General features: G+C 63.2%; 26 protein-coding genes and 1 tRNA gene. 17 read left to right on the plus strand and 10 right to left on the minus strand.

The annotated features are described in order from the left end of the window. Positions 1-31: 31 nt before the first annotated feature. The 3 genes from tpiA to AB1K63_RS03095 all read left to right on the plus strand — a co-directional run bounded on the left by tpiA (position 32) and on the right by AB1K63_RS03095 (position 2,994). A complete protein-coding gene (gene tpiA, locus AB1K63_RS03085) occupies positions 32-805 on the plus strand; it encodes a triose-phosphate isomerase (RefSeq protein ID WP_366958467.1) in 774 nt (257 codons plus the stop codon). Between the two features lie 78 nt (positions 806-883). Then, positions 884-1,270 carry a preprotein translocase subunit SecG gene (gene secG, locus AB1K63_RS03090; RefSeq protein WP_366958468.1) on the plus strand — a complete coding sequence of 129 codons (387 nt, stop codon included), beginning with the start codon at positions 884-886 and terminating at the stop codon, positions 1,268-1,270. Positions 1,271-1,362: 92 nt separating this feature from the next. Further along, positions 1,363-2,994 carry a CTP synthase gene (locus AB1K63_RS03095; protein ID WP_366958469.1) on the plus strand — a complete coding sequence of 544 codons (1,632 nt, stop codon included), beginning with the start codon at positions 1,363-1,365 and terminating at the stop codon, positions 2,992-2,994. A 329-nt stretch (positions 2,995-3,323) separates the two neighbouring features. On the opposite strand, the gene AB1K63_RS03100 is transcribed toward AB1K63_RS03095, so the two are convergent. After that, positions 3,324-3,803, minus strand: coding sequence for an Hsp20 family protein (locus tag AB1K63_RS03100; RefSeq protein ID WP_366958470.1), 480 nt, complete (start codon positions 3,801-3,803; stop codon positions 3,324-3,326). Between the two features lie 170 nt (positions 3,804-3,973). Between AB1K63_RS03100 and grxC the strand changes: the two genes are divergently transcribed. From grxC to AB1K63_RS03120, 4 genes are all read left to right on the plus strand, one after another. Further along, entirely contained in the window at positions 3,974-4,240 is a 267-nt protein-coding gene (gene grxC / locus AB1K63_RS03105) for a glutaredoxin 3 (protein WP_366958471.1), read from the plus strand. Then, positions 4,237-5,064, plus strand: a complete 828-nt coding sequence (locus AB1K63_RS03110) for a carbon-nitrogen hydrolase family protein (protein ID WP_366958472.1) — start codon at positions 4,237-4,239, stop codon at positions 5,062-5,064. The genes grxC and AB1K63_RS03110 overlap by 4 nt, the downstream gene beginning before the upstream one ends. After that, entirely contained in the window at positions 5,061-5,543 is a 483-nt protein-coding gene (locus AB1K63_RS03115; protein ID WP_366958474.1) for a DUF1178 family protein, read from the plus strand. The genes AB1K63_RS03110 and AB1K63_RS03115 overlap by 4 nt, the downstream gene beginning before the upstream one ends. Positions 5,544-5,583: 40 nt before the next feature. Continuing rightward, positions 5,584-5,660: transfer RNA gene (locus tag AB1K63_RS03120), tRNA-Arg, on the plus strand. 9 nt (positions 5,661-5,669) lie between these two features. Here the strand turns inward: AB1K63_RS03120 and AB1K63_RS03125 are convergent. Genes AB1K63_RS03125 through hppD form a run of 4 tightly spaced genes read right to left on the minus strand, consistent with a single transcriptional unit; the run spans position 5,670 to position 9,537 of the window. After that, a complete protein-coding gene (locus AB1K63_RS03125) occupies positions 5,670-6,839 on the minus strand; it encodes an MFS transporter (RefSeq protein ID WP_366958475.1) in 1,170 nt (389 codons plus the stop codon). Between the two features lie 54 nt (positions 6,840-6,893). Then, positions 6,894-7,799 carry a mechanosensitive ion channel family protein gene (locus tag AB1K63_RS03130; RefSeq protein ID WP_366958476.1) on the minus strand — a complete coding sequence of 302 codons (906 nt, stop codon included), beginning with the start codon at positions 7,797-7,799 and terminating at the stop codon, positions 6,894-6,896. Positions 7,800-7,831: 32 nt separating this feature from the next. Beyond that, positions 7,832-8,419 (minus strand): VOC family protein, encoded by a 588-nt coding sequence (locus AB1K63_RS03135; protein ID WP_366958477.1) that lies wholly within the window; start codon positions 8,417-8,419, stop codon positions 7,832-7,834. After that, entirely contained in the window at positions 8,416-9,537 is a 1,122-nt protein-coding gene (gene hppD, locus AB1K63_RS03140; protein ID WP_366958478.1) for a 4-hydroxyphenylpyruvate dioxygenase, read from the minus strand. Before hppD ends, AB1K63_RS03135 begins: the two co-directional genes overlap by 4 nt. 149 nt (positions 9,538-9,686) lie before the next feature. Between hppD and AB1K63_RS03145 the strand changes: the two genes are divergently transcribed. The 4 genes from AB1K63_RS03145 (at position 9,687) to AB1K63_RS03160 (ending at position 12,954) form a co-directional block, all read left to right on the plus strand. Next, positions 9,687-10,004 carry a septum formation initiator family protein gene (locus tag AB1K63_RS03145; protein ID WP_366958479.1) on the plus strand — a complete coding sequence of 106 codons (318 nt, stop codon included), beginning with the start codon at positions 9,687-9,689 and terminating at the stop codon, positions 10,002-10,004. 174 nt (positions 10,005-10,178) lie between these two features. Next, positions 10,179-11,207, plus strand: coding sequence for a pyruvate dehydrogenase (acetyl-transferring) E1 component subunit alpha (gene pdhA, locus AB1K63_RS03150; RefSeq protein WP_366960634.1), 1,029 nt, complete (start codon positions 10,179-10,181; stop codon positions 11,205-11,207). Beyond that, positions 11,207-11,548, plus strand: a complete 342-nt coding sequence (locus AB1K63_RS03155; RefSeq protein ID WP_366958480.1) for a hypothetical protein — start codon at positions 11,207-11,209, stop codon at positions 11,546-11,548. Before pdhA ends, AB1K63_RS03155 begins: the two co-directional genes overlap by 1 nt. Further along, positions 11,548-12,954, plus strand: a complete 1,407-nt coding sequence (locus AB1K63_RS03160) for a pyruvate dehydrogenase complex E1 component subunit beta (RefSeq protein ID WP_366958481.1) — start codon at positions 11,548-11,550, stop codon at positions 12,952-12,954. Before AB1K63_RS03155 ends, AB1K63_RS03160 begins: the two co-directional genes overlap by 1 nt. A gap of 6 nt (positions 12,955-12,960) precedes the next feature. On the opposite strand, the gene AB1K63_RS03165 is transcribed toward AB1K63_RS03160, so the two are convergent. From AB1K63_RS03165 to AB1K63_RS03175, 3 genes are read right to left on the minus strand one after another with little or no spacing between them, the layout of a single operon-like run. After that, on the minus strand, positions 12,961-13,650 hold the full coding sequence (locus tag AB1K63_RS03165; RefSeq protein ID WP_366958482.1) for a hypothetical protein: 690 nt from the start codon (positions 13,648-13,650) through the stop codon (positions 12,961-12,963). Beyond that, the gene (locus AB1K63_RS03170) at positions 13,647-14,237 is read right to left on the minus strand and encodes a TadE family protein (protein WP_366958483.1); all 591 of its coding nucleotides are present in this window, start codon (positions 14,235-14,237) and stop codon (positions 13,647-13,649) included. Before AB1K63_RS03170 ends, AB1K63_RS03165 begins: the two co-directional genes overlap by 4 nt. Then, on the minus strand, positions 14,234-16,264 hold the full coding sequence (locus tag AB1K63_RS03175; protein WP_366958484.1) for a VWA domain-containing protein: 2,031 nt from the start codon (positions 16,262-16,264) through the stop codon (positions 14,234-14,236). Before AB1K63_RS03175 ends, AB1K63_RS03170 begins: the two co-directional genes overlap by 4 nt. Positions 16,265-16,451: 187 nt before the next feature. Here AB1K63_RS03175 and AB1K63_RS03180 point away from each other — a divergent pair, with 187 nt between their 5' ends. Genes AB1K63_RS03180 through AB1K63_RS03200 form a run of 5 tightly spaced genes read left to right on the plus strand, consistent with a single transcriptional unit; the run spans position 16,452 to position 20,899 of the window. After that, entirely contained in the window at positions 16,452-18,452 is a 2,001-nt protein-coding gene (locus AB1K63_RS03180; RefSeq protein WP_366958485.1) for a TadE/TadG family type IV pilus assembly protein, read from the plus strand. Next, positions 18,452-19,045: a TadE/TadG family type IV pilus assembly protein gene (locus AB1K63_RS03185; RefSeq protein WP_366958486.1), complete on the plus strand. Its 594-nt coding sequence runs from the start codon at positions 18,452-18,454 to the stop codon at positions 19,043-19,045. The genes AB1K63_RS03180 and AB1K63_RS03185 overlap by 1 nt, the downstream gene beginning before the upstream one ends. Then, a complete protein-coding gene (locus AB1K63_RS03190; RefSeq protein ID WP_366958487.1) occupies positions 19,042-19,725 on the plus strand; it encodes a pilus assembly protein TadE in 684 nt (227 codons plus the stop codon). Before AB1K63_RS03185 ends, AB1K63_RS03190 begins: the two co-directional genes overlap by 4 nt. 36 nt (positions 19,726-19,761) lie before the next feature. After that, positions 19,762-20,397 carry a hypothetical protein gene (locus AB1K63_RS03195; RefSeq protein WP_366958488.1) on the plus strand — a complete coding sequence of 212 codons (636 nt, stop codon included), beginning with the start codon at positions 19,762-19,764 and terminating at the stop codon, positions 20,395-20,397. 34 nt (positions 20,398-20,431) lie between these two features. Beyond that, positions 20,432-20,899, plus strand: a complete 468-nt coding sequence (locus tag AB1K63_RS03200) for an EF-hand domain-containing protein (RefSeq protein ID WP_366958489.1) — start codon at positions 20,432-20,434, stop codon at positions 20,897-20,899. A gap of 3 nt (positions 20,900-20,902) precedes the next feature. Here the strand turns inward: AB1K63_RS03200 and trmFO are convergent, their stop codons facing one another. Further along, complete coding sequence (trmFO, locus tag AB1K63_RS03205; protein ID WP_366958490.1) at positions 20,903-22,270, minus strand: methylenetetrahydrofolate--tRNA-(uracil(54)-C(5))-methyltransferase (FADH(2)-oxidizing) TrmFO; 1,368 nt, start codon at positions 22,268-22,270, stop codon at positions 20,903-20,905. A 91-nt stretch (positions 22,271-22,361) separates the two neighbouring features. Between trmFO and AB1K63_RS03210 the strand changes: the two genes are divergently transcribed. Continuing rightward, on the plus strand, positions 22,362-23,015 hold the full coding sequence (locus AB1K63_RS03210; protein WP_366958491.1) for a lysoplasmalogenase: 654 nt from the start codon (positions 22,362-22,364) through the stop codon (positions 23,013-23,015). On the opposite strand, the gene gyrA is transcribed toward AB1K63_RS03210, so the two are convergent. Continuing rightward, positions 23,012-25,846: a DNA gyrase subunit A gene (gyrA, locus tag AB1K63_RS03215; RefSeq protein ID WP_366958492.1), complete on the minus strand. Its 2,835-nt coding sequence runs from the start codon at positions 25,844-25,846 to the stop codon at positions 23,012-23,014. The genes AB1K63_RS03210 and gyrA overlap by 4 nt on opposite strands. Between the last annotated feature and the right edge of the window lie 339 nt (positions 25,847-26,185).

Consider the following 26,185-nt stretch of genomic DNA (forward strand, 5'->3'; position numbering starts at 1 on the left):
ATTCGAACTCACTACAAATCAAGGCGTTTAGATGCACGAGCGTCCCTTTATCGTTGGCAACTGGAAGATGAACGGAACCCGCGCGATGCTGTCGCAGGCGCGCGCCATCGACCGTGCCGCACAGAATCTCATGCGCGCGGAGGTGGCCTTGGCGCCGCCCTATACCCTCATCCACCCGGTGCATCGCGAAGCGGCGCAGATCGGCGTCGGCGCGCAGGATTGCCATGCGGGCGACGAAGGCGCGCATACCGGCGATATCTCCGCCGCGATGGTGGCCGATGCCGGCGCGAAATTCGTGATCCTGGGACACAGCGAACGGCGCAAGGCCCATGGCGAGAAGGATTCGCTGGTGCGCAAGAAGGCCGGAGCGGCCTTTGCCGCGGGATTGCAGGTCATCCTGTGCTGCGGCGAGCCGGAACAGGTCCGCGACGAAGGCACCGCGCAGGATTACGTGACCAAGCAGCTCGAAGCCTCGCTGCCCAAGGAAATCGAGCGAGCCGGGGAAAACCTGACGGTCGCCTACGAGCCGATCTGGGCGATCGGCACCGGCCGCACCCCGAACGTCGAGGAAATCGGCGCCATGCACCGCGCCATCCGCAAGGTGCTGGTGGAACGGTTCGGCGAGGATGACGGTGCGCAGATCCGCATCCTGTACGGCGGCTCCGTCACGGCCGACAATGCCGCCGAACTGCTTGGCGCGGACGAGGTCGGCGGGGCGCTGGTCGGCGGGGCCAGCCTGACGGCAGATACCTTCATCGGCATCGTGATGGCCGCCGCCGGCGGGGCGGACAGCGCCGCGAGCTAAGGCAAGAACCGGCGTCCGGCTTGCGGTTTGGGCCGCACGGACCTATTTGACGCGCGAATTTTCTGGGATCGTTTAGCAATGTCACTCTTCCTCTTCCTGACCGTCGTCCAGGCCCTCGTGGCCGCCGCGCTCGTCTGCGTGGTGCTCATGCAGAAATCCGAAGGCGGCGGTCTGGGCGTGGGCGGCAGCCCGAGCGGGATGATGAGTGCCCGCGGCGCGGCCGATTTCCTGACGCGTGCGACCAAGTGGCTCGCGGTGGGCTTCGTGGTCCTCTCGATCATTCTGGCGGCGCTGGCGACCAACACGACGTCTTCGGGCGAGATAACCTCGACCATCGACCGCACGGTCACGCCGCAGTCGGCCCCGGCCAACGATCCGCTCGGCGGCGGCGCGGCTCCGGCACCGGCGGCACCGGCCGATGCCCCGGCACAGGCGCCTGCCGAGACCGACCCGCTGGGCAACTGAGCCCGGTTTTCCTTTCCCCTGTGGATTGCGTGGCAAACGGCGGCGCAATTCGCTTGCCCCGAATCCGGGGTGCAGCTTAAGGCTCGCCTCCCATGGCGCGGTTCATTTTTATTACCGGCGGCGTGGTTTCCTCGCTCGGCAAAGGACTTATGGCGGCGAGCCTCGCAGCACTGCTGCAGGCGCGCGGGTACAAGGTCCGCATTCGCAAGTTCGACCCCTATCTGAACGTCGATCCGGGCACGATGAGCCCGTACCAGCACGGCGAAGTCTACGTCACGGACGACGGGGCGGAGACCGATCTGGACCTGGGTCATTACGAGCGCTTCACCGGCGTCGCCGCGCGGCAAAGTGACAACGTCACCAGCGGCCGGGTCTATCGCGACATCATCGAGCGCGAACGGCGCGGGGACTATCTGGGCGCGACGGTTCAGGTCATCCCGCACGTCACGGACGCCATCAAGCAGTTCGCGCTGGCCGATGTCGACGACCTCGACTTCGTGCTGTGCGAGATCGGCGGGACAGTGGGCGACATCGAATCGCTGCCCTTCATGGAAGCGATCCGGCAGTTGCGGAACGAGCTGGAGCCGCTCCAGACGCTGAGCGTCCATGTGACGCTGGTGCCTTTCATTGCGGCGGCGGGCGAGCTCAAGACCAAACCGACCCAGCACTCGGTGCGCGAGCTCGCGGCGCTGGGCATCAAGCCGGACCTGCTCCTGTGCCGCAGCGAGCATCCGATCCCCGACAGCGAGCGCAACAAGATCGCGCAGTTCTGCAACGTACGGGCCGAAGCGGTCATACCCGCGCTCGATGCGCCTTCGATCTATTCGGTGCCGCTCCAGTACCACGAAGAGGGACTGGATCGCGAAGTGCTGCGCGCCTTCGGTATCTCCGACGCGCCCGATCCGGACCTATCCCGCTGGCACGACGTGACCGACCGCTTCTTCAATCCCGAAGGCGAGGTTACCATCGGCGTGGTCGGCAAGTATGTCGGCCTGCAGGACGCCTACAAGTCGCTCAACGAGGCGCTGATCCACGGCGGTCTGGCGAACAAGGTGCGAGTCAACATCCGCTGGCTGGATGCCGAGATGTTCGAGCAGGGCGAGGAAGACCTCGCCGCCAAGCTCGAGCCGATGCACGGCATCCTCGTGCCCGGCGGTTTCGGCGAGCGCGGATCGGAAGGCAAGATTTCCAGCGTCCGCTTCGCGCGGGAACGCGGCGTTCCCTTCTTCGGCATATGCCTTGGCATGCAGATGGCCTGCATCGAGGCGGCACGCCTTGCCGGCCATGCCGCGGCATCGTCCACCGAGTTCGGCGCGACGGAAGAACCGGTCGTCGGCATCATCACCGAATGGATGAGCGAGGAAGGCCTGCAGAAGCGCGAGGAAGGCGGCGATCTCGGCGGCACGATGCGGCTCGGCGCCTACGAAGCGAAGCTGGCCGGAAACAGCCACGTGCATTCGATCTACGGCTCCGACAGCATTTCCGAGCGCCACCGGCACCGTTACGAAGTCAACAACGCCTATCGCGAGCCGATGGAGAGCACCGGCCTTTCCTTCTCCGGCATGTCGCCCGACGGCCTGCTCCCGGAGATCGTGGAACGTCCGGAGCATCCGTGGTTCGTGGGCGTGCAGTTCCATCCCGAACTGAAGTCCAAGCCTTTCGATCCGCACCCGCTTTTCGCGGACTTCATCGCGGCGGCCGTGCGCCAATCGCGCCTGGTTTGAAACGAACGGTCCGGCGATCGTTCGCCGGATGACGTTTTCGTACAATCGGGACTTTATCTTTTCTTAGTTTTGGCCCATAGAATCGAGCGCCGCTGGGGGGCGGTCGGCGTGTGGGATTTCTGAAAAGGATCTACTTGTCCGGATTGGACGGTCTTCTGCGACCCGGACGGTCCTTTACGGACGAGGCGGCCTAGGCCGCGGGGGCAGGTCTTCGGGCTTGCCCCCTTCGCTTTCGGGGAACCCCAAGTCTCAACAATAGCTATCGGAAACGGCCCGGATCGATGCCGGGCCGTCCCCTTTCAATGATGCTGCGTGTGTCGCAGCGCGGATCAGGCGGCGTCCGCCTGGTCGTCGCGCTTGTCGCCCTCGATCACTTCGAGGCCTTTCTGGCCGTTCACGGCGATCTTCTTGGGCTTCATCGCTTCGGGCACTTCGCGCACGAGGTCGATCGTCAGCAACCCGTCCGCGAGATCGGCATTCGCCACGCGGACATAATCGGCCAGTTCGAACCGGCGTTCGAAGCCGCGATTGGCAATGCCGACATGCAGCATTTCGCCTTCGCCATCCTCGTCGTCGCGCTTGCGGCCCTGGATCGTCAGCAGGTTCTGCTGGGCGGTGATGTCGAGATCGCCGGCCCTGAATCCCGCCACGGCCAGCGTGATGCGATAATCGTCATCGCCACGGCGCTGGATGTTGAAGGGGGGGTAATTGTCGCCGCCATTGCCGCGGGCCTGGTTTTCCAGGAGATCGAACAGGCGATCGAAACCGACGGTGGAACGGCGATAGGGGGTAAAATCGAGACGTGACATCGAAACAAACTCTCCTTTGAGCAATTTGATATGTGTGGGCCCGCGAAAGCGGCGCCCGGTTACGCATTCCCGGCCCTTGCAGGCACCGGGAACAGCGTCGATATCGGAAATTCGCGCGGCCGTTTCAAGACCTCCGGAGCCGCGCTCCAGCCCCTTCGGAAGGAACCGGAATGAGCCAGCCGCAAGTCGACATCTACACCAAGTTCGGATGCATGTACTGCACACGCGCCCGCCAGCTGCTGGACGGGAAGGGCGTGTCCTACAACGATATCGACGTGACCATGGGCGGCGACGAGAAGAAGGCCATGCTGGAACGTGCGCCCGATGCCCGCACTGTGCCGCAGATCTTCATCGGCGATACGCATGTGGGCGGATCGGACGATCTCGCCGCGCTCGATCGCGCGGGCAAGCTCGACGGGATGCTCGGCCTCGCATGACGCGTATCGCCGTACTCCAGATGCAGTCGGGCATCGACCCCGACGCGAACCGCGCGACGCTGGTACAGGCGGCGGACGATGCGGCGAAGGGTGGGGCGGCGATGCTGTTCACCCCGGAAATGAGCGGGCTGCTGGACCGGGATCGGAAGCGGGCCGCGCAGTCCATCGTGGCCGAAGAAGAGGACACCGTCCTCGCCGCCATGCGCGAGGCCGCGGCGCGCAACGGCATCTGGATCGCGCTCGGATCGCTTGCCGTGAAGGGCGAGGGCGACCGCTGGGCGAACCGGTCCTTCGTAATCGACGACCGGGGCGGGATCGCTGCGCGCTACGACAAGATGCACATGTTCGACGTGACGCTGGAAGACGGGGAAAGCTGGCAGGAATCGAGCGCCTACCGGGCCGGTGACGGCGTCGTCGCGGTGGATACTCCGGTCGGACGGCTCGGCCTCACCATCTGTTACGATGTGCGCTTCCCCGCGCTCTATCACGCGCTGGGCCACCTGCAGTGCGACGTCATTGCCATTCCCGCCGCCTTCACACGGCCGACGGGGCGCGACCACTGGCACATCCTGCAACGCGCGCGGGCGATCGAGGCCAGCGCCTATGTCGTCGCGGCCGCGCAAGTGGGCGAGCACGAGGACGGACGGGCGACCTTCGGCCATAGCCTCGTCGTCGGCCCTTGGGGCGAAGTGACGCTCGACATCAGAGGCGACGCGCCGGGCCTCGCCTTTGCCGAGATCGACCGCGACCGCGTGGCCGGCGTGCGCCGACAGGTCCCCAGCCTTGCCAACCGGCGCGACATCCCCGAACCCGCGCAGCGATGATCGTCTTCGACCTCAAATGCGACAATTCGCACCGTTTCGAATGCTGGTTCAAATCGTCCGGCGATTTCGAGGAGCAGTCGTCGCGCGGGCTGGTTTCCTGCCCGCAATGCGGGTCCGGCGTGGTCGCCAAGGCGCCGATGGCGCCCGCGGTTCCGAAGAAGTCGGCAGGCGAGGGCAGGCGAAATCGCCTCGAACCCAAGAGCGCTCCCGCAGATCAGCCGCTCGCGGGCGGCAGCCTGCTGCCGGAGGTCGCCAAGGCGCTGCAGACGATTGCCAAGGCACAGGCCAAGGCTCTGGAAAAGAGCACGTGGGTGGGGGAGAAGTTCGCCGACAAGGCCCGCGCCATGCATTACGGGGAAGCGGACGAGGCGCCGATCCACGGCCGCGCGTCTAGGGACGATGCCGAAGCCCTGCTGGAAGAAGGCATCACCGTCGCCCCGATCCTCTTCCCCATCGCGCCGCCCGACGAAGTGAACTGATTGCACCCCCGCCCATCGCGCGATAATGCGATCCCCGCACGCGCTCGTAGCTCAGCAGGATAGAGCACCAGATTCCTAATCTGGGGGCCACAGGTTCGAATCCTGTCGGGCGCACCATCCCTCTCTTCAGGCCTGTCGTTTCAAGCTTTCGATGGAAAGCGCGGTCAGCGCGCCGGACATCACGAGTAGGAGAACGCATGTGCCGGGCCAGCCGAAGTGGTCGTACGAGAATGTGCCGAGAAGGCTGCCCAGACCGCCGCCTGTGAACATCAGCACGATGTAGATCGTCGTCAGCCGGGTGCGCAGGTCGGGGGCGAGTGAAAGGAAGGTCATGCGCCCGGCGACGTCGATGCCCGGACCGACCAGATTGGCGAGGACCAGCGGCACCACGAGACCCCAGAGCGAATAGCCGAGCGGCCAGAAGAGCGCGAGGCCGGCCATCTGGATGACGGCGAAAACCGCGCGGGCGCGGTAGGGGCCGACCTTGTCCGCCCATTGTCCGAGGCGCGGCGTCGAGATCACGCTGACGGCCGCGATGGCGGCGAGGTAGCCCACTGTGTCGACCCCGTACCCCATTTCGGCCGACGTGAGATGGAGTGCGAGGCCGAGCCAGAGCGCAATGAAGGCGCCGAAATTGAAAGCCTGGATCACGCCCGACAAGACGATTGCGCGGTGCGACTTGAGGAGCGCGAAGAGAGAACTGAGCAAGGCAAGGTACGGGGTTGCCTCCGTCCGTTCGGACGCCCGGCCTTCCATCAGCCGCGGAAGGAGCAGCATGGTGACGGCCATCGCCCCGGTGGCGATCCAGTAGACCGTTCGCCAGCCGAAATACTCGGTCACGACGCCCGCGCCCACTCGCGCCACCAGTATGCCGAAAATGACGCCTGCGGTGAGGAGCGCGGTGACGTGTCCGAGACGTTCCGGCGGGACGCGTTTCGACGCGTAGGCGGGCAGCAGGTAGGGCGCGATCGTGACGAAGCCCAGCAGGGTCGAGCCGAGCGTGAACAGCAGGAACCCTTCCGCAAGCGTCATGAGCGCAAGGCACGCGGTTTGCCCGGCGACGAAGAGGATCGTGAGGCTCCGGTTGGAGAACCGGTCGCCCAGCGGCAGCAGGAAGAAGATGCCGATGGCGAGCGCGATCTGGTTCAGGGCGGGGACGATCCCGATCTCGCTGTGACCTACGCCGAAGTGATCGGCGACTTCGCCGATGATCGGGTGGATGTAATAGGCGTTGGCCGTCACCACGGCGCATGACAGCGCCAGGCCGATTTCCTGCGACCGGGTCAGCTCCCGCATGGCGTAATTCCGAATTCGGGATCGGTTGGGCGCCGTAAGGCGTCCCGTTCCGGATCAGGCAAGTTCGCCCGGCTTTTCGCCGAGCGGCACGCGCTCCTTGAACGTGTGGGTCACGTAGGGGAAAGGGATCTCGATGCCCGCATCGTCCAGCGCCCGCTTGATGGCGCGCACGACCTTGTCCTTGCTTTCCCACATGTTTCGCGGCGTCGAACCCGCCCACCAGCGGACGTTGAAGTCGACCGAGCTCGCGTTGAATTCCTGCGCGAAGACGTCGATCCCCTTGTCGACCTCAACCCCCTCGACCCCTTCGACCGCCTTGCGGATGACGTCTGCCGCGTGGTCCAGATCGGTGTCGTAGGACACGCCCGCCACGACCTCGTGACGGCGCATGGGATCGTCGGTTAGGATCTCGACCGGGTTCTTGAACAGCATGGAATTGGGAACCAGCGTCACTTCGCCCGACAGCTTGCGGACATGCGTTTCGCGCAGGGTGATATGCTCGACCTTGCCGACGATGCCTTCGCATTCGATGACGTCGCCGATCCGCATTTTCTCGCGGATCATGATAAGCACGCCCGCGAGGAAATTTTCGAAGATGTCCTGGAACGCGAAACCGATGGCGACGGCGCCGATGCCGAGGCCGGCGATCAGGCTGGCCGGCGTCAGCCCGGGCATGACGACGATCGCGGCGACCATCAGGCCGAAGATCCAGATCGCGAGACGGACGATGGTTTCGAGCAGATTGCGCAGGGAGGGGCGCATCTCCGTGCGGCCGGTCATCTTGTCGACGATCCGCACTGCGAACTTGGCGACCAGCCAGGTGACGAAGAGGATAACCAGCCCGATGACCAGGCCGGGGAGCGCCCGGATGAGCTGCTCCCCCATGTCCACCAGTTGACCCTGAAGTGTCGCGACGGGATCTACTGTCGCTTCGGCGGACTCGCTTGTCGTGGCTTGCATGAAACTCCCTCTTTCAGGGCTCAATGCATCAGTCAGTCGGCAGGTTCCTGCCCTTTGTTATGCTCCGACCGGGCGATTTCGTGCAGCCAGGCCGCATGCTGGGGTGCCTTTTTCGTCTCCGACCATTCGTCGAGCATCGGCATCGCGACCCGCTTCAGTTCGGCATACTGCTCGTCCGTCCCGATATCGGTTGCCAGTTCGACGCGGTGCCCGTTGGGATCGAAGAAGTAGATCGACTTGAAGATGCCGTGATGGGTGGGGCCGAGGACCTCGATGCCCTCGCTTTCGACATGCTCCTTGGCGGCGAGAAGCTCTTCTTCGCTGCCGACCTTGAAGGCGAGGTGCTGGACCCATTTCGGCGTGTTCTTGTCGCGGCCCATGTCCTTCTGGTTGGGCAGTTCGAAGAAGGCGAGGATGTTGCCGTTCCCTGCGTCCAGGAAGACATGCATGTAGGGATCGTATTCACCGGTCGACGGCACGTGATCCTCGGAAAAGGCCGAGGTGTATTCCATGCCGAGGACGCGCGTGTACCATTCGACGGTCTCCTTGGCGTCTTTGCAGCGATAGGCCGCATGGTGCACGCCGCCGAGGCGGATCGGGTGGTTTGCAGTCGCGTTCATTCTGCCGGCTCCGCTTCTACGGTCTTGGCGTCCTCGACGCTGAGAGTGCCGCGCTTGATCTGGTCGCGTTCCATGCTCTCGAACAGCGCCTTGAAATTGCCTTCGCCGAAGCCTTCGTCACCCTTGCGCTGGATGAATTCGAAGAACACGGGTCCGACCTGGGCTTCCGCGAATATCTGAAGCAGCAGGCGCGGCTGGCCGCCTTCTGTGGTGCCATCGAGGAGGATGCCGCGCGCTTTCAGCTCGTCCACCGGCTCGCCGTGTTCGGGCAGGCGTTCGGGCAGCATCTCGTAGTAAGTTTCGGGCGGGGCGGTCATGAAGGGCACGCCGAATTCCTTCAGCCGGTCCCACGCCGTCACGAGGTCGTCGCAGATGAGCGCGATGTGCTGGATGCCTTCGCCGTTGAATTCCTTCAGGAACTCCTCGATCTGACCCTTGCCGCCTTCGCCTTCCTCGTTGAGCGGGATGCGGATCTTGCCGTCGGGGGCGGTGAGCGCCTTGGACGTGAGGCCCGTGTACTCGCCCTTGATGTCGAAGAAGCGGATTTCGCGGAAGTTGAAGAGCGTCTCGTAATAGTCCGCCCAGTATTTCATGCGGCCGTTGTAGACGTTGTGGGTCAGGTGATCGATCACCTTGAAGCCGGCGCCTTCCGGGTATTTCTCGACATCGGGCAGGTACTCGAAATCGATGTCGTAGATCGAGAGGCCATCATCGCCTTTGTCGGCATAGCGATCGATCAGGTAGACGATGGCGCCGCCGATCCCGCGAATGGCCGGAATGCTCAGTTCCATCGGCCCGGGTTCGTTGGCGACCGGTTCGGCGCCCTTTTCGATCAGGTGTTCGTATGCCTTCGCCGCGTCCTTGACCCGGAACCCCATGCCGCACGCGCTGGGCCCGTGTTCGCGAGCAAAATACCAGGCGGCGCTGCGCGGTTCGTAATTGGCGACGAGGTTGATGTTGCCCTGCCGCCAGAGCTGGACATCCTTGCTGCGGTGGCGTGCGACCATCGAGAAACCCATCGCCTTGAAGACCGGCTCCAGCTTGCCTTTTTCCGGGGCACAGAACTCGACGAACTCGAAGCCGTCGAGGCCGGCGGGGTTTTCGAAAAGGTCGGGCATATGTCTCTCTCCTGTGAATGTGGTTTCACATGTAACCAATTTTCAGGGAACTTTCAACGCCAACGAGCGAGCCCCCTTGCGAGTTTCCTGTTCGCGGACGTCCTTTTCCGCTTGATCGGAGGAATCAGGTGTGATTCAAGGAATTTGCAATGCGCAAACGCCACCGCTTCGACACCCGCCGCGAACGGCTCGCCCAGGGGGCCGCCCTTGGCGTCCTGCTGCTGATGGCCGGCTTCGCCTTCGCGGGGCCGAGCGGGCTTCTGTCGTGGAGCGAGAATTCCGCTACGCTGGATGAACACCGGGCGAAGATCGCCAAGCTCACCGACGAGGTCGATGCGCTGGATAACCGGGTCCGCCTTCTCGACCCGGCCCATGCCGACCCCGACCTGGTCGGCGAATTGCTGCGCCGTAACCAGAATGTCGCGCATCCGGACGAGATCGTGCTGACCCTGCCCGAAGAAGAATAACGACCCCGATCGGAATAGCCCGATCCGAATAGCTATGCGCAGCCCAAGGCTTGCCTTGACGCTGCGGCACGCCCATGGAACGCCCGAACCGTTCGCCCATTCAGGGGTGACAGACGACCGGAGAGCGAATTCGTGGCCAAAGCCAAATCTGCCGCCAAGAATACCCCAGAAGCGATGGACGAGGATTTCGCGCTTCGCACCCTTCAGGAAGAATTCGAGAAGGCGAAGCGCTACGACGCTAGCGAAGAGGAAAAGCTTCGTTTCTACGAGCAGATGCTGCTCATCCGCCGGTTCGAGGAGCGCGCGGGCCAGATGTACGGCCTGGGGCTGATCGGCGGTTTCTGCCACCTCTATATCGGGCAGGAAGCGGTCGCCATCGGGCTCCAGTCCGCGCTCGACAACGACCGGGACAGCGTCATCACGGGCTATCGCGATCACGGGCACATGCTCGCCTACGGGATCGACCCCAAGATCATCATGGCCGAACTGACCGGCCGCCAGGCCGGCATCTCGAAGGGGAAGGGCGGCTCGATGCACATGTTCAGCACCGAGCACAAATTCTACGGCGGTCACGGGATCGTCGGCGCGCAGGTGCCGCTCGGCGCCGGCCTCGCGCTGGCGCACCAGTACCGCGACGACGGCGGCATCTGTCTTGCTTATTTCGGTGACGGCGCCGCGAACCAGGGCCAGGTGTACGAAACCTTCAACATGGCGGCCCTCTGGAATTTGCCGATCGTGTTCGTGGTCGAGGACAACCAGTATGCGATGGGGACCGCCACCAAGCGGTCGTCCGCGGAAACCCGGTTCTACCGCCGGGGTACGGCATTCCGCATTCCGGGCATGGAAGTGAACGGGATGGACGTGCTCGAAGTGCGCGCCGCTGCCGAAGTGGCCTTCAGGCACGTGCGCGAAGGCAACGGCCCGGTGCTTATGGAATGCAACACCTATCGCTATCGCGGACACTCCATGTCCGATCCTGCGAAGTACCGGACGCGCGAGGAAGTGCAGGAGCAACGCGACCACCACGATCCGATCGAGCGGCTCAAGAAGGAACTGATGGACGCCGGCAAGGGCGAGGACGACTTGAAGTCGATCGACAAGGACATCCGCAAGACCGTGTCCGAAGCCGCCGACTTCGCGGAAAGCTCCCCCGAGCCGGAAGCCGATGAGCTCTATACCGACGTGCTGGTGGAGCAGTACTGATGGCGATCACCGACGAAGCGTTGTGGCACGCGGAAACGCGGCTGTGGCTCGAAGGCGCGCCGGCATACCGCGAACTGGTGTCCGGCGACGCCGTGATGACGTTGCCGGAAGTCGGCATCCTCGACGGCGCACAGGCGACGGAAGGCGCGTCCGGATGGCAGGACGCGCAACTGACCGAGCGGCGCCTGGTGCGCAGCGACAAGGACGTCATCGCCATCGCCTATCGCGGCGACGCGAAACGGACGGACGGTAGCGCATACAGTGCCTACTGCGCCTCGACCTATCATGCTGTCGGCGGCGACTGGCAGCTTATCCAGCACTCCCAGACGGTAATCGACTGATGGCAATCGAACTGAAAATGCCCGCCCTTTCCCCGACGATGGAGGAAGGCACTCTCGCCCGCTGGCTGAAGCAGGAAGGCGACGAGATCGCACCCGGCGACGTCATTGCAGAGATCGAGACCGACAAGGCGACGATGGAATTCGAAGCCATCGATGAAGGCACGCTGGCCAAGATTCTCGTGGAAGAGGGTACGGAGAACGTGGCGGTCGGAACGGTCATCGGAATGCTGGCCGGCGAAGGCGAGGATGCTTCCGACGTGGAGGCTCCGGCGCAGGACGACAGCGCTGACGCCGCTGCGGACGAGAAAACGGATGTCGCGGGCGAGGGCAAGGATGTCGGCCGCGACGACGAGGACGGATCGGTCACGCCGGAAAAGCCGAAGCGGTCGCCCGCGTCCGACCCGGACATTCCCGAAGGCGCCGAGATGGTCTCCACCTCCGTTCGCGAAGCGCTGCGCGACGCGATGGCAGAGGAAATGCGCGCCGACGACCGCGTCTTCGTCATGGGCGAAGAAGTCGCGGAATACCAGGGAGCCTACAAGGTGACCCAGGGCCTGCTGGAGGAGTTCGGTCCGAAGCGGGTGATCGACACCCCCATCACCGAATACGGCTTTGCCGGCATCGGCACGGGTGCGGCCATGGGCGGCCTGCGGCCGATCGTCGAGTTCATGACGTTCAACTTCGCGATGCAGGCGATCGACCACATCGTGAACTCGGCCGGCAAGACCAATTACATGAGCGGTGGCCAGATGCGCTGCCCGGTCGTGTTCCGCGGACCCAATGGCGCGGCCAGCCGGGTCGGGGCACAGCACAGCCAGAACTACGGTCCCTGGTATGCGAGCGTGCCGGGACTGGTGGTGATCGCGCCGTATGACAGTGCCGACGCCAAGGGCCTCATGAAGGCCGCGATCCGCAGCGAGGACCCGGTCGTCTTCCTCGAGAACGAGCTCGTCTACGGTCGCAGCTTCGATGTGCCCAAGCTGGATGACCACGTCCTGCCGATCGGCAAGGCGCGGATCGTGCGCGAAGGCAGCGACGTAACCATCGTGAGCTATTCGATCGGGGTCGGCTTCGCTCTCGAAGCCGCCGAGACGCTAGCCGAAGACGGCATCGACGCGGAAGTGATCGACCTGCGCACCCTGCGACCGCTCGACAAGCAGGCGATCCTGGACAGCCTGGCCAAGACCAATCGCCTGGTCATCGCCGAAGAGGGCTGGCCGACCTGCTCGATCGCGTCGGAAGTGATTGCGATCTGCATGGAAGAGGGCTTCGACGATCTCGACGCGCCGGTGCTGCGCGTGTGCAACGAGGACGTGCCGCTTCCCTATGCGGCGAACCTGGAAAAACTGGCGCTGATCGACGCGCCGCGGATCGTGGAAGCCGTGAAGAAGGTCTGCTACGTCTGAAGCCGCTCAGGCTTCGATGTCGGGCATGCCGTCATACGTGTCGCATTCGGCGACCGGGTCCGGCTCCACGGGATCACGCTGGTAGATCTGGGACAGATCGCGATTGGCGCGCACGTTGAAGGCGGCGATCGCGCTCAGGGTCTCGACATTGGCGAAGGTCTTCGAAACGATCGGCTGGTAGTCGTACTGGACCTCCACGAAGATCACGGCCTCATCCTTGATGGCGTAGATTTCCTCGCCCGCAGGGCCCATTCCCGGCAGTCCGCTGGACCGCCCGTCGTCCTCCACGCCGTAGGATGACACGACGCGCTTCTTGCCCTTGCAGCGTTGCCAGTGGATGTATTGCTGGTCCTCGGTATCGTCGAGTACCTGGAGACTGGAGATGATCACCCGGCCGTGTTCGTAAAGGCCGAAATTATCGCCACCTTGCAGGTGCGCGCCCTGCAAAACGTCGTTCACGTCGCTTTCGAAAATCTTCACTTCGCCCAAGAGCGAGTTTTCCCCCACGCGCGAACCGTTGTCCGCCAGCAGCACGGCGACCTGGCTGATCCGCATCTGAGTGACGGCGAGATTGGCGGTTTCCACGCCATACAGCCCTGCGCCAAGCAGGAGCGGCGCGGCGAGCGCGAACTCGAGCGCGGCGGCCCCGCTCTGGGAAGCGCGAAGCCGTCGGAGCAGTCTGGGCAGGCCGGTCATGTGCAGTTCCCGACGGCCGTGTTGTCGACGACCTTGCCATAGGGCTGGTTCCGCAGGACCGTGGTGGCACTCATCTCGACCGTTTTGGACAGGCCGACGAAGCTCGCCGCCGCGAACTGGCGTGGGTACTCGACATTGACGACGTACAGCACGGCGTCGCGCGCGCCGCCGCCGCCATCCGTTCCGCGATCCTGGTCCCAGGTTCCGTTGGCGTTCGCGTCTTCGAAGGGTTCGCCGTCGTTGCAGACCCCGTCGCCGTTGAGGTCGGAAAAGTCCTCGGCGCGGTCGACGTCGGAGAAGCTGGAATAGGACCGCCTGCGAAACTGCACGTTAGCATCGGGTGCGATCTGACGGACCGCCTCAAGGACGCGTTTGTCGATGGCTTCGTATTCCAGCTGCGCCCCCTCGATGCCGGAGTCACGAGCGGCATTCTGGATCGCGCCCTGCATCTGCGACTGCACGTAGTAATTGTAGCTCATGTCGAAGAGACCGAGCATCATCAGCAGGAGAACGGGCGCGATCAGCCCGAATTCCACCAGTGTCGCGCCGCGCTCGTCGCGCGCAAGAGGACCCGGCCGAAAGGTCATTCGACGATCCGCAGTTCCGCGATGTCTTCCGCGATGGTCGCGAAGGAGGCATTGAGTTCCGCCGCGTCGGCAGCTTCGAAATAATGCCCTTCGCCGGCGCATTCCTTCATGACGTCGCTCAGCGTGGTACCGAAACCGACGACCCAGACCTTGATGTTCTTCTTCCGGATCTGCTTGCAGGTGAACAGGAAGCGCTGCTCGACCGTCTTGGTCAGGTTCGTCTTGGATCCGCGCTTCCAGCGGCGTTCGTCCAGCGGCTCCACACCGTAGCTCGAATAGCTGACATCGTTCGGCGCCGTCTCGCCGTCGGTGAGGAAGATGACGTTGCGCTTGGTCGGCGTGCTGCCGTCCCGGTTTTCCGATTTGAACAACCCGTCCGGCGAGATGAGGCGCCCGCCCCAGATCATGCCGATATCGTGATAGGTGTTGCCCGACGGCCTGATGGTCGAAAGATAGGTCTCGAGTTCTGCTTTCGTGATCGGGGCCAGCTTGCGCGCCTTCGCGGGACAGGCCGACGTCCCGAGCCCCACCACGTCGACGAAGTTGTCGGTGGAGGTGACTTTCTTCTTGTCCAGCTTACCGCCGCCGTCCCATTTCATAGTGCGCAGGAAAACGCGTTCCGGATACATGGGGCGCCACTGGGACATGTCATAATTGAGAGATGTCGTCGACGGGCCATCATCGTCATCTTCGTCGTCGTCGTCGTCATCATCGTCATCGTCGTCATCGTCGCCAGATACGGTCGAGACGACATTGTCGAGCAGACCCCTGAGCCTTCCCCTGCGGTAGGCCGGATCGGTCCCCGGAACGAGATCGAGATTGAGGTCGAGCGCCTTTTCGAGATCGACATCGTCGTAATCCTTGATCTCGTACGTGTCGCGTTCCTCGATGCAGCCGTTCGAAGCGGTCCGGAAATCGGTCACGTCGTACTTGATCTGCCCGTATTGCCAGGTCGGCTTGGTTTCGAGCTTGGGCTCGGTGACTTCGTCGTACTCCTCCGCATGACTGCTGAAGGTAACTTCGTAGACGGTACAGGTGCTGCCGGACACGCGGGCATCGTAATCGGTTCCGTCCCGCGTGCGTCGCTTGCGTTCGACGGTTTTGGTGCCGGGTACCGGCAATAGGACGGTCGAGGTGGACTTGCTGACCGTGGAAGTCTTGTCCGACAGCTTGGGCTCCGGGCGGGTCGGACAGGTGTACCCCGTCAGCTCGCCGAAAGTCGCGGGATAGGTATCCACCGCGTGCTCGCTTCTCGTTCCTGACACCACTACCGGGTTGGTGGTGTAGGTTCGCGTGGTGGTCACATTGAGTAACGCGCTCTTCCGCGACTGGTACGCCCATTCCGGCACGACCCATTCGTCCTTCAGCAGGTGGAGGACGTTGACGTTCGTCGAGTAGGGCACGAAGCCATATCGGATGGATGATCCCGCCGCGGCGGACGCTTCCAGCTGCGCGTGGAAGTTCACCACCGTTTCTTTCATGACATCGACGCGGGGCGCGGCATCGCCCGGGTTCGTCCGGCTCATCGACCCGGTGGAGTCGAGGACCATCATGACATCGGTATTGGAAAAGTTGATTTGCGCGGTGCAATCGACATTCACGTCGATCCGATCGTGGCCGAACACCTTCATGATGGTGGTGGGCACGTCGACGCTGGCGGACCCGGAAATGGCGTAGTCTTCTTCCAGCGCCATCTGGAACGCGCGCTGTTCCGAACCGTAGGCGCCGTCGCGAAAGTTCAGGTTGAAGAAGCGCTGGCCGGTATCGACCACGATGTCGGGCACGGTTCCATCCACGACCGCTTCCGGCCCAAGCGCCTTGCGCGCGGCGAGGACGCCGGCATCGCACGCCTGTTGCAGACGGCTCTGCGCCATGTAGCCCCGGCCGAGATCGACCCCGCTGCCGACGAGTGCCAGCAGGGGCAGAATCGCGGCGCCGATGAGGACGAGCGTATTGCCCTCCTCGTTGCGCAAAAGGCGTGCAAGCAGGCCGTTCCTGCAGGATCGGATGATGTATTTCGCGCCCATTCCATTGTGCGGATAGGCGCAAGCCATTGACGGCTAAGGTAATGTTCTTGGTTAATATTTTGATGACGCCACGCGTCGGCCATATTTAGGATTTGTTGAGAAAGGGTCCGTATTTGTCCTGCCCTGGATTATAGGGGCATTGCGTCACATGGGCGATACATCGGGCGTCCCCGGGGGCGGGGGCATAATGCGATTGATGTACGATCACCGCGGGAACGTGTTTCCCCTGGCGGCGGTCGGACTCATTACGCTCGCGGCCATGGTCGGCGGCGGCGTGGACATGTCGCGCGCCTACATGGCGCAGAACCGCCTTCAGAACGCGTGCGACGCCGGCGTCCTGGCAGGCCGCAAGGCGGTTGCGAACCGCGGCTTCAACGCGGCCGCGCAGACCCAGGCCAACAATTTCTTCGCCGCGAATTTCGATGCGCAGCAGCAGGACGTGGACAACCTCGTCTTCACACCGAGCTCACCCGACAACGGTAATACCGTCGAGGGCACGGCCACCGCGACCATCGATGCCGCGGTCATGCAGCTTTTCGGGTTCGACGATATCGATCTCGCCGCAAATTGCAGCGCCACCATGTCGATCGGCAACAGCGATGTCGTGATGGTGCTGGATACCACGGGCTCCATGGCTTGTACGTCGGCCATGTCGAGTTCCGAATGCTCGAACTATATCGCGTATAACGGATACGACGAGGACAATCACGGCAGCGATTCCCGGCTGAAGGAACTGAAGGACGCGATGAAGTCCTTCTATTCGACCGTGAACACGGCTGCGATGGGCGGGAACGGGCGCGTGCGGTATGGCTTCGTACCCTACAGCTCGTCCGTCAATGTCGGTCGCCTGCTCGATCCTTCCCATGTTGTCGACAGTTGGGAATATCCCTCGCGCGAAGCGCAGTTCATCACGGAAACCCAGCAGAACCAGGTCGGCTGGATCGATCCGCCGACGGTCACGAACGCCACCGAGTACGACAACTACTGGTACGGCAACGTGGAGTATTACGGTGGCGGGACATTCAGGCGAGAGCGGGATTGCACCGACGGCTTGCCGGCGAATGGCAACTGGTCGAATTACGGTTCAGCCGGATCTCCTTCGACCAACACCTATGTGAATTATGCCGGACAGCAGGTCCGCGAAACGACGACGACCACGCGGGAAAGCCGCCGTGCATACGGCTGTATCTACAGCAGCTATTACCGCGAATACTACAGGGCCTACCAGGACCAGCGCCGGGATCGGAACGAAGTTCGCCGCGAGACGCGCAATCCGCGTTACGAGACAACCACCACACGGCGTTTCGACAAGTGGATCTACAAGAACGTCACTTATGACACGAGCAGGTTCAAGACGTTCGCCAGCGTGACCACGCCGACGGATACGAACGGCACCGACCAGACATCCGTCTGGGAGGGATGCATCATGGAACGCTCGACCGTCTCTGAACCGAACTTCTCCTACAACACCAGCACTGGCTGGTCGCCGACTGGAGCCAAGGACCTCGATATTGATCTTGTCCCTTCGGCCGGCGACAACACCACGAAGTGGCGCCCGCTCTGGCAGCAGATATCCTATCGCCGCACGACTTCGAACGGCTCGACAGGGACGACTGCCAACCAGTCGGATTACGGGCGCCATGGCAGCAACGATTATTACTGCCCGCAGCGCAGCAAGCTTCTGAGCACCATGTCGCAGAGCGAATTCAATTCCTATGCCGACGGACTGTTTCCGAGCGGCGGTACCTATCACGACATCGGGATGATCTGGGGCGCGCGAATGAATTCCGTCGATGGGGTCTTCGCATCCAACGTTACCGATGAGCCGGCAAACAACGGCAGCGTTTCGCGTCACATCATCTTCATGACCGACGGGGACATGGCGCCCAATCGCTACATCCTTGGCGCGTGGGGCTATGAATTCCACGAACAGAACATCTCGGACGACCGCGGCGGCGACATCGACGAGCTGACGCGGCGGCACAACCGGCGCTTCCGCGCGGTTTGCGATGCAGCCAAGGCCAAGGGCATCCGCGTCTGGGTCATCGCCTTCGCATCGAACCTGTCGAGCGACTTGCAGTACTGCTCGTCGGACAACAGTTCCTACACGGCGGCGAACTCGTCGCAGTTGAACCAGGCGTTCCAGGAAATCGGGAATGTGGTCGGCGAATTGCGGGTGGTCCAGTGATGGCGCGCCGGAAATCTTGCGACCGGAGCGTCGCCCGCGACGAGAGTGGCGCCGCGCTCATGGAGTTCGGCATCGTCGCGCCGGTCTTCATCATGATGCTGATGGGTCTGTTCGATTATGGACAGCTGACCTACGGCCAGTCCGTGCTGAACGGCGCAGTGCAGGAAGCGGCCCGTGCGTCCGCGCTGGAGACCGGGGATACGGCGGAAGCCGATGCCATGGTCCGGGAGCAGGTCCAGAAAATCCTTCCGGGGGCGGACGTCAGGGCCAGCCGCGTCAGCTATTACGACTTCGCCGACCTCGAGCGTCCTGAGCAGTGGAACGACGCCAACAACAATGGCGACTGCGATAATGGCGAAGCCTACACCGACGAGAACCGCAACGGACAGTGGGACGAAGATGTCGGTGTGTCGAACAACGGCAACGCCAACGACGTCGTCATCTATTCGGTGACCGTGTCCTACGATGCGCCCTTCGCCGTGCCGCTGCTTCCCTACAGCGACGATCGCACGATCGAAGCCAGCGCCATCAAGAAGAACCAGCCCTTCGCAGACCAGCAGGGTTATGGCTCCACGTCGGGGACATGCTCGTGAGCGTGCGCGCAGCACTAGCTTCAGCGAAGCGGTTCGCATCGCGGCTGGTCCTTGACCAGTCCGGCATCTCGCTGACCGAATTCGCCGTGGTGACCCCGGTCCTGCTGACGATGGGCCTGTATGGGGCCGAACTGGCACGGTTGGCGATTACGCGTACGCAGGTCAGCCAGATCGCACTTTCGATCGCGGACAACGCCTCACGACTTGGTCAGACGGACAACAGCGCCGTGGCACCCACGGTCCGCGAAGCCGAGGTGGATGCGATCCTTGCGGGTGCCCTGCGACAGGGCCGGTCGATCGATCTCGGGGACAATGGTCGCATTATCCTCTCCAGCCTCGAATTCCGCCAGAACGGTTCGCGCCAATGGATCCACTGGCAGCGGTGCCGCGGGAAGAAGGTGGAGGAGTCGGATTACGGCAACGACACCAATCGCAACGGCTATTCCGGCACGCGCATCACCGGGATGGGCAGCGGTAGCAGCCAGGCAACGGCGTCATCCGGCAATGCGGTCATGTTCGTCGAAATCTATTACGAATATGAAGCCATGTTCGACACGCCTTTCGGCACCGGCGATCGCGCTTTCAAGCAGGAAGCGGCGTTCATGGTTCGCGACGACCGCAATCTCGACCCCGGTCTTACCGGAGGCAGCACGCAGTCCAGCTGCACCGTCTACAGCTGACTTTCGCCGGTGGGCATGGTCCGCTAGTCGGATACGGTGCCCGAACAGACTCCGGAAGAACTGCCCCTGCCGCTCCAGCTCGCGCTAAATTACGCGCCGACGCCTCAGCGCCCGGCGGCGGAAGCCGTGTTCCGTCTGGATGCGCGGCTGGCCCGCTTCGTATTGACGGCCCAGGAATTGTCGATCGCCCAGATCCGCCTCGCGTGGTGGCGCGACAGCCTTTTGAAATCAACGGACGACCGGCCGCAGGGCGATCAGGTGCTCGATGCGATCGGCCGGGAATGGGCTGGGGAGACGCCCGTTCTCGCGGCGCTCGTCGACGGGTGGGAGGCCCTGCTCTTTCGAACCGAGGGGGATGAGAGCGGCGCGACCGAATTCGAAACTGCGTGGGCCGCTGCATTCGGGGCACTCGCGCGCCTGGCGTCCGCTCCGGCCCATCAGGATGGAGCCGCGAATGCGGGACGGCGATGGGGCAGGGCGGTCTGGTTCTCGTTCGAAGGTGAGGGATCGGTGCACGAAAATTCTGGGCGCGCGCGACTGCCACGAAGCCTTCGCCATCTCGCCGTCCTCAATGGAATCGGGCGTCGCGCGCTGCAGCGGGGCGGTGGGCCCCTGATCGCCGGACGCGGCGATATGCTCGCCATTGCACGGCTTGGATTGATCGGCAGATGATGTAATCTGCCGGCGCATCAGGGGGCGCAGGTTTATGGACAGGCTAATTCTGGGGGCGCTTGGCGCGCTTCTGCTGACCGGGGTGGGTCTGTTCTGGTGGCAGGGCAGGGCCCAGGTCGAACAGGCGGCACCGCCCCCGATGATGGCGGAGACATCCCCTGCGGACGATCCGGATGTGTTGCCGGCAGCCGATCCGGGCCAGTCGCGCGGACCCGCCCCGCCGGAAGCGACCGAGCTCAGCAAGGAACAGCGCCGCTTCTTCCGCTACGACAGGAACCGCGACCTGCGGATTACGCGCAACGAGATGTTGTCCAGTCGCACGGCCGCCTTCCGGAAGCTCGATACGGACGGAAACAACCTTCTCACCTTCGAGGAATGGGCCGTCACCACGGCAACCCGGTTCGACGATGCCGATGCCAATGGCGATCGGGAACTCGACCAGAAGGAGTTCGCAACGACACGCCTGAAACGAAGTGCCAGCAAGCCGCGCTGCAATTGCTGAGGGTCAGGCGGCGATGCGGTCCATCGTTGCCAGCCATGATCCGAAATCGGCCTTCGCCCGTTCCGTGTAGGCTTCCTTGCGCTGCTTCTTCTTCACGTCGTGCAGCGGAGGAAACAGCCCGAAGTTCACGTTCATCGGCTGGAAAGTCTCGGCGTTCGCATCACCCGTGATGTGGGAGAGCAGCGCGCCCATGGCCGAGGTTCGCGGGGGCGGCGACCAGCGCGTGCCGGCGAATTCCGATGCGGCCATCAAGCCGGCCAAGAGGCCGACTGCCGCGCTTTCGACATAGCCTTCGCAGCCGGTAATCTGGCCTGCGAAGCGGATGTTCGGCGCTTTTCTGAGGCGTAGCTCGTGATCGAGAACGATCGGCGAATTCAGGAAGGTATTGCGGTGGAGGCCTCCAAGCCGCGCGAATTCCGCATTCTCGAGACCGGGAATGGTCCGGAAGAGTTCCACCTGGGCACCGTATTTCAGCTTCGTCTGGAAGCCGACCATGTTCCACAGCGTGCCCAGCTTGTTGTCCTGGCGCAGTTGCACCACTGCATGCGGCCAGCGGCCTTGCGGGAATTCCTCGGTCCGGTCGTTCGGGTTGTCGAGCCCCACGGGCTTCATCGGACCGAACCGCAATGTGTCTAGACCTCGCGACGCCATCACTTCGATGGGCATGCAGCCGTCGAAATAGGGCGTATTCGCCTCCCACTCGCGAAATTCGGTCTTCTCGCCATCCAGAAGTCCCTGATGGAACGCCTCGTACTGCGCCTCCGTCATGGGACAGTTGATGTAGTCGCCGTCCTCGTTCGATGCCTCGGTCCGCTTGTTCCAGCGGCTTTGCACCCAAGCGATGTCCATATCGATGCTGTCGCGGTGAACGATCGGCGCGATGGCGTCGAAGAAGGCGAGGCGTTCGCTCCCCGTCGCCTCTACGATACTTTCGGCGAGGGACTGCGCCGTCAGCGGACCGGTCGCGACGATGACGCTGCCCGTCGGGGGAAGCGTATCGACCCGTTCCCGGACGACCGTCACATTCGGATGCTCGCTCAGCGCTTTTTCGACAGCTTCGGAAAACATGTCGCGGTCGACCGCCATGGCCGATCCTGCCGGGACCTGTGCCTTCGCACCCGCCTGCATGACGAGTGAGTCGAGCCGCCTCATTTCGTGATGGAGCAGGCCCACCGCGTTCTTGGTGTCATCGTCGGATCGGAAGCTGTTGGAACACACGAGTTCGGCGAGCCCGTCCGTCTGATGGGCGGGTGTCATGTCGCCGGCACCGCGCATTTCGGACAAGCGGACGCGAAGACCGCGCTGCGCCAGTTGCCATGCCGCCTCGCTGCCCGCCAGACCCCCGCCGATGATGTGAATGTCGAGTTCCATGCGGGCCACTTAGATTTTCGGCACGCCCATCGCAACGAAAGCGATCAATCCATGTCTTGCTCCCCTTACGACGAGCGACCATGGCCACGCAATGGTTCGACGCGCACTCGTGGAAAAGCGGCCCTTCCTCCTGTCCGCGATTGCCCTCGGCATTTTCTATTATCTCGTTCGCGCCGAGCCGATCGGGGAACTCTGGCTGATCCCGCTGAAGGGATCGGCAGTTGCCATGCTCGCCTTGTACGCGTGGCAAAGGCACACGGCCCGAGATGCGCGCATCCTGTCGGTCGCCTTCGCCGTTGCCGCTATCGGCGACATGGCGCTCGAGATCGAATTTACAGCAGGGGGCGCAGCGTTCGCGCTTTCCCACGCTATCCTGATCGGGCTGTTTCTTCGTAACAGGAAGCGAGGGCCAAACGCTTCGGAGAAACTGATGGCTGGCCTGATATTCCTGAGCGCACCGGTCGTGACGTGGTTTATTTCGGACGCCGTCCCGATCACGATCTATGCCGTCTTTCTCGGCACGATGGCCGCGACGGCATGGCTCAGCAGGTTTCCGCGCTCCCGCGTGGGACTGGGCGCGATCCTGTTCATGGTTTCGGACTGGCTCATATTCGGCCGCGCACTCTCGCCTTTCGCCGACAGGCTGGCCGATATCTTCGTCTGGCCGCTTTACGTCGCGGGGCAGTTCCTCATCGCAGTCGGCGTCATTCAGACCATGCGTCGGGAAAGCCCCGCTTCGACCTAGCCGCCGGGCTTGTCATCCATGTCCCGGTCGCTGTGAGCGGTCGTCTCGGGTGTCGTCGCTTCGGCGTCCCGCTCAAGCATTTCCTCGACAATGGCTTCCTCGGCTTCGTTTTCGGGAGACTCCTCCTCGTCGATACGCGCCGCGCCCACGATCTGCTCGCCCTTGGCGACGTCGAACAGGCGAATGCCGGAGGATGTCCGGCCGTAAATGGCCAGTCCCTTGTGATTTTCAAAGCCGCCCTCGACGAGATGGCGGAATTCGATCGGCAACCGGATGAGCTTTGCCCTGTCGGTCACAAGCATCAGCTGCATGCCGTGGCGCACGGGAAAGCTTGCGACGACCGGACCGTTGCGAGACGGATTGCTGGCTGGTTCGCCGATATTGGCAAGCCCCTGACCGCCGCGACCGATGGTCCGGTATTCGTAGGCCGACGTCACCTTGCCATAGCCATTGGCTGTAATCGTGAGGATGAACTCCTCGTTCTCGGCCAGCTTTTCGACAGTTTCGGGGTCGAGCGTCGCTTCGGCGTCGTTGTTCTTCCAGCTCGCTGCGCGCAGGTACGCTTCGCGAGTTTCCATGTCGGCCTCGAGCCGGTCGAGAACGGCCAGCGACACGACCTTGGCGCCGTTCCTGAGGCTCATGCCACGCACACCGATGCCGGTGCGGCTCTTCGTCTCGCGCGCGTCCGTCGCCGCGAAGCGGATCGCCTTGCCGCTGTCGCTGGCCAGGAACACTTCCTGGTTGTGGCTCAGCAACCGGACGCCGATCAGCCTGTCTCCGCTGCCCTCGGCAAAACCCATTGCGTACTTGCCGTTCGTGGGCACGTTGGTGAAGGCGTCCATCGAGTTTCGCCGGACCATGCCCTGTTCGGTTGCGAACACGATGTTGAGCGCGGACCACTCGTCCTCGTTTTCCGGAAGGGGCAGGACGTTGGTAACGCGCTCCTCGTCCGCGAGCGGGAGCAGGTTCACCATCGGCCTGCCCTTGGTCTGGGGCGCCCCTTCGGGCAGTTTCCAGACCTTTAGGCGATAGACACGTCCGGTATTGGTGAAGAACAGCACCGGGTTGTGGGTGCTGGTGACGAACATCTCGACCACGGCATCTTCGTCCTTGGTCGCCATCCCGGCGCGGCCCTTGCCGCCGTGGCTCTGCGCCCGGAAAGTCGAGAGCGCTGTGCGCTTGATGTACCCGCCATGCGTGACGGTCACGACCATCTCGTCGCGTTCGATCAGATCCTCGTCGTCCAGCCCGTCCCAGGCCGGAGCGATCTCGCTGACGCGGGGCGTGGCGTACTCTTCGCGGATCTCCTGCAGCTCGTCGCGCATGACGCCGTAGAGCTTGACCCGGTCGGCAAGGATCGAGAGGAAGTATTCGATCTTGTCGGCGAGTTCCTTGAGCTCGTCACCGATCTCGTCCCGCCCGATCGCCGTCAGCCGGTGGAGCCGCAAGTCCAGGATCGCCCTGACTTGCCGCTCGGAAAGACGGTATGTCCCGCCTTCCTGCTCGGCATTCGGCTCGATGGCTTCGACGAGGGCGATGTATTGCGCGATGTCGCCGATCGGCCATTCGCGCTGGAGCAGTTTCGCCCGCGCATCGGCAGGGTTCGACGCACTGCGGATGATCCGGACGACCTCGTCCAAATTCGAAACGGCCACCACGAGACCGAGCAGGATATGCGCCCTGTCGCGTGCCTTGTTGAGTTCGAACTTTGTCCGCCGCGTAATGACTTCTTCGCGGAACTGGATGAAGGCCTGGATGATGTCGCGCAGCATCAGGACTTCGGGGCGTCCGCCGCGGATCGCGAGCATGTTCGCCGGGAAGCTCGACTGGGCAGGGGTGAAGCGCCAGAGCTGGTTGAGCACGACATCGGCCGATGCGTCGCGCTTCAGGTCGATGACAACGCGCACGCCGTCTCGCGAACTTTCGTCGCGAATGTCGGAAATCCCCTCGATCCGCTTGTCCTTGGCGGCCTCGGCGATCTTTTCCACCAGGCCGGATTTGCCGACCTGGTAGGGGATGGAGGTAAGAACGATGCTCTGGCGGTCGCCGCGCTTCTGCTCGATTTCGTGCCGTGCACGCATCAGGACGGATCCGCGTCCCGTCGTGTAGGCCGCCTTTGCTCCGGATCGCCCGAGGATCAGTGGAGCGGTGGGGAAGTCGGGTCCGGGAATATACTCGATGAGTTCTTCGGACGTGATTGCCGGATTGTCGATAAAGGCAAGACACCCGTCGATCACCTCGCCCAGATTATGGGGAGGGACGTTGGTTGCCATGCCGACGGCGATGCCGCCCGCACCGTTGACAAGCAGGTTGGGGAACCGCGCGGGGAGAACCGTCGGCTCCTTGAGCGAACCGTCGTAGTTGTCAGCGAAATCGACGGTATCCTTGTCGAGATCGTCGAGAAGCGTGTTGGCGACCTTCGCGAGCCGCGCTTCGGTGTAGCGCATGCTCGCCGGCGGGTCGGGGTCCATGCTTCCGAAGTTGCCCTGGCCATCCACGAGCGGAACGCGCATTGACCAGTCCTGTGTCATGCGCGCGAGCGCATCGTAGATCGCGGCGTCGCCGTGGGGGTGATAGTTACCCATGACGTCGCCGACGATCTTGGCGCTCTTGCGATAGGGCCGGCCGGCGACAAAGCCGCCTTCCTGGCTGGCGTAGAGGATCCGACGGTGCACTGGCTTGAGCCCATCGCGCACGTCCGGCAGGGCGCGACTGACGATCACGCTCATCGCGTAATCGAGGTAACTCGTCTTCATTTCGTCGACGATGTCGACGCGGGGATGTTCACCGGAAGGGGCAGGGGGTGCGAGAGTGTCTGTTGGGTCGCTCAAAATGGGTCTTTTCTATCTTGGACCAGCTTATTGGACTATGACCGCAACTTAGGCTCTGCGACCCTCTTTCGCCACCTTGGAGAGCACGGGAGCGGCCGGAAAATGCCCTTTTTCCACATATGCGCGCCGTTTTCGCCCGCTCAGTGGTTCAAACGCGATTAAGACGCGGTCTATTACCTCTTGTCACATCGGACCCGGACTGTCTGGCACTTTCGCAAGGTTGGCGAGTTCCACTCGGGTCAACGCAATCCATCACTACTGGGAGATAATTTCGATGCACGTTTTCAATCGCGCTCTTGCACGTCAATTCGGTACGCGGCTGGGCTTGGCCGCTGCCCT

The sequence above is a fragment of the Qipengyuania sp. JC766 genome (assembly GCF_040717445.1).
GTDB lineage: Bacteria > Pseudomonadota > Alphaproteobacteria > Sphingomonadales > Sphingomonadaceae > JC766.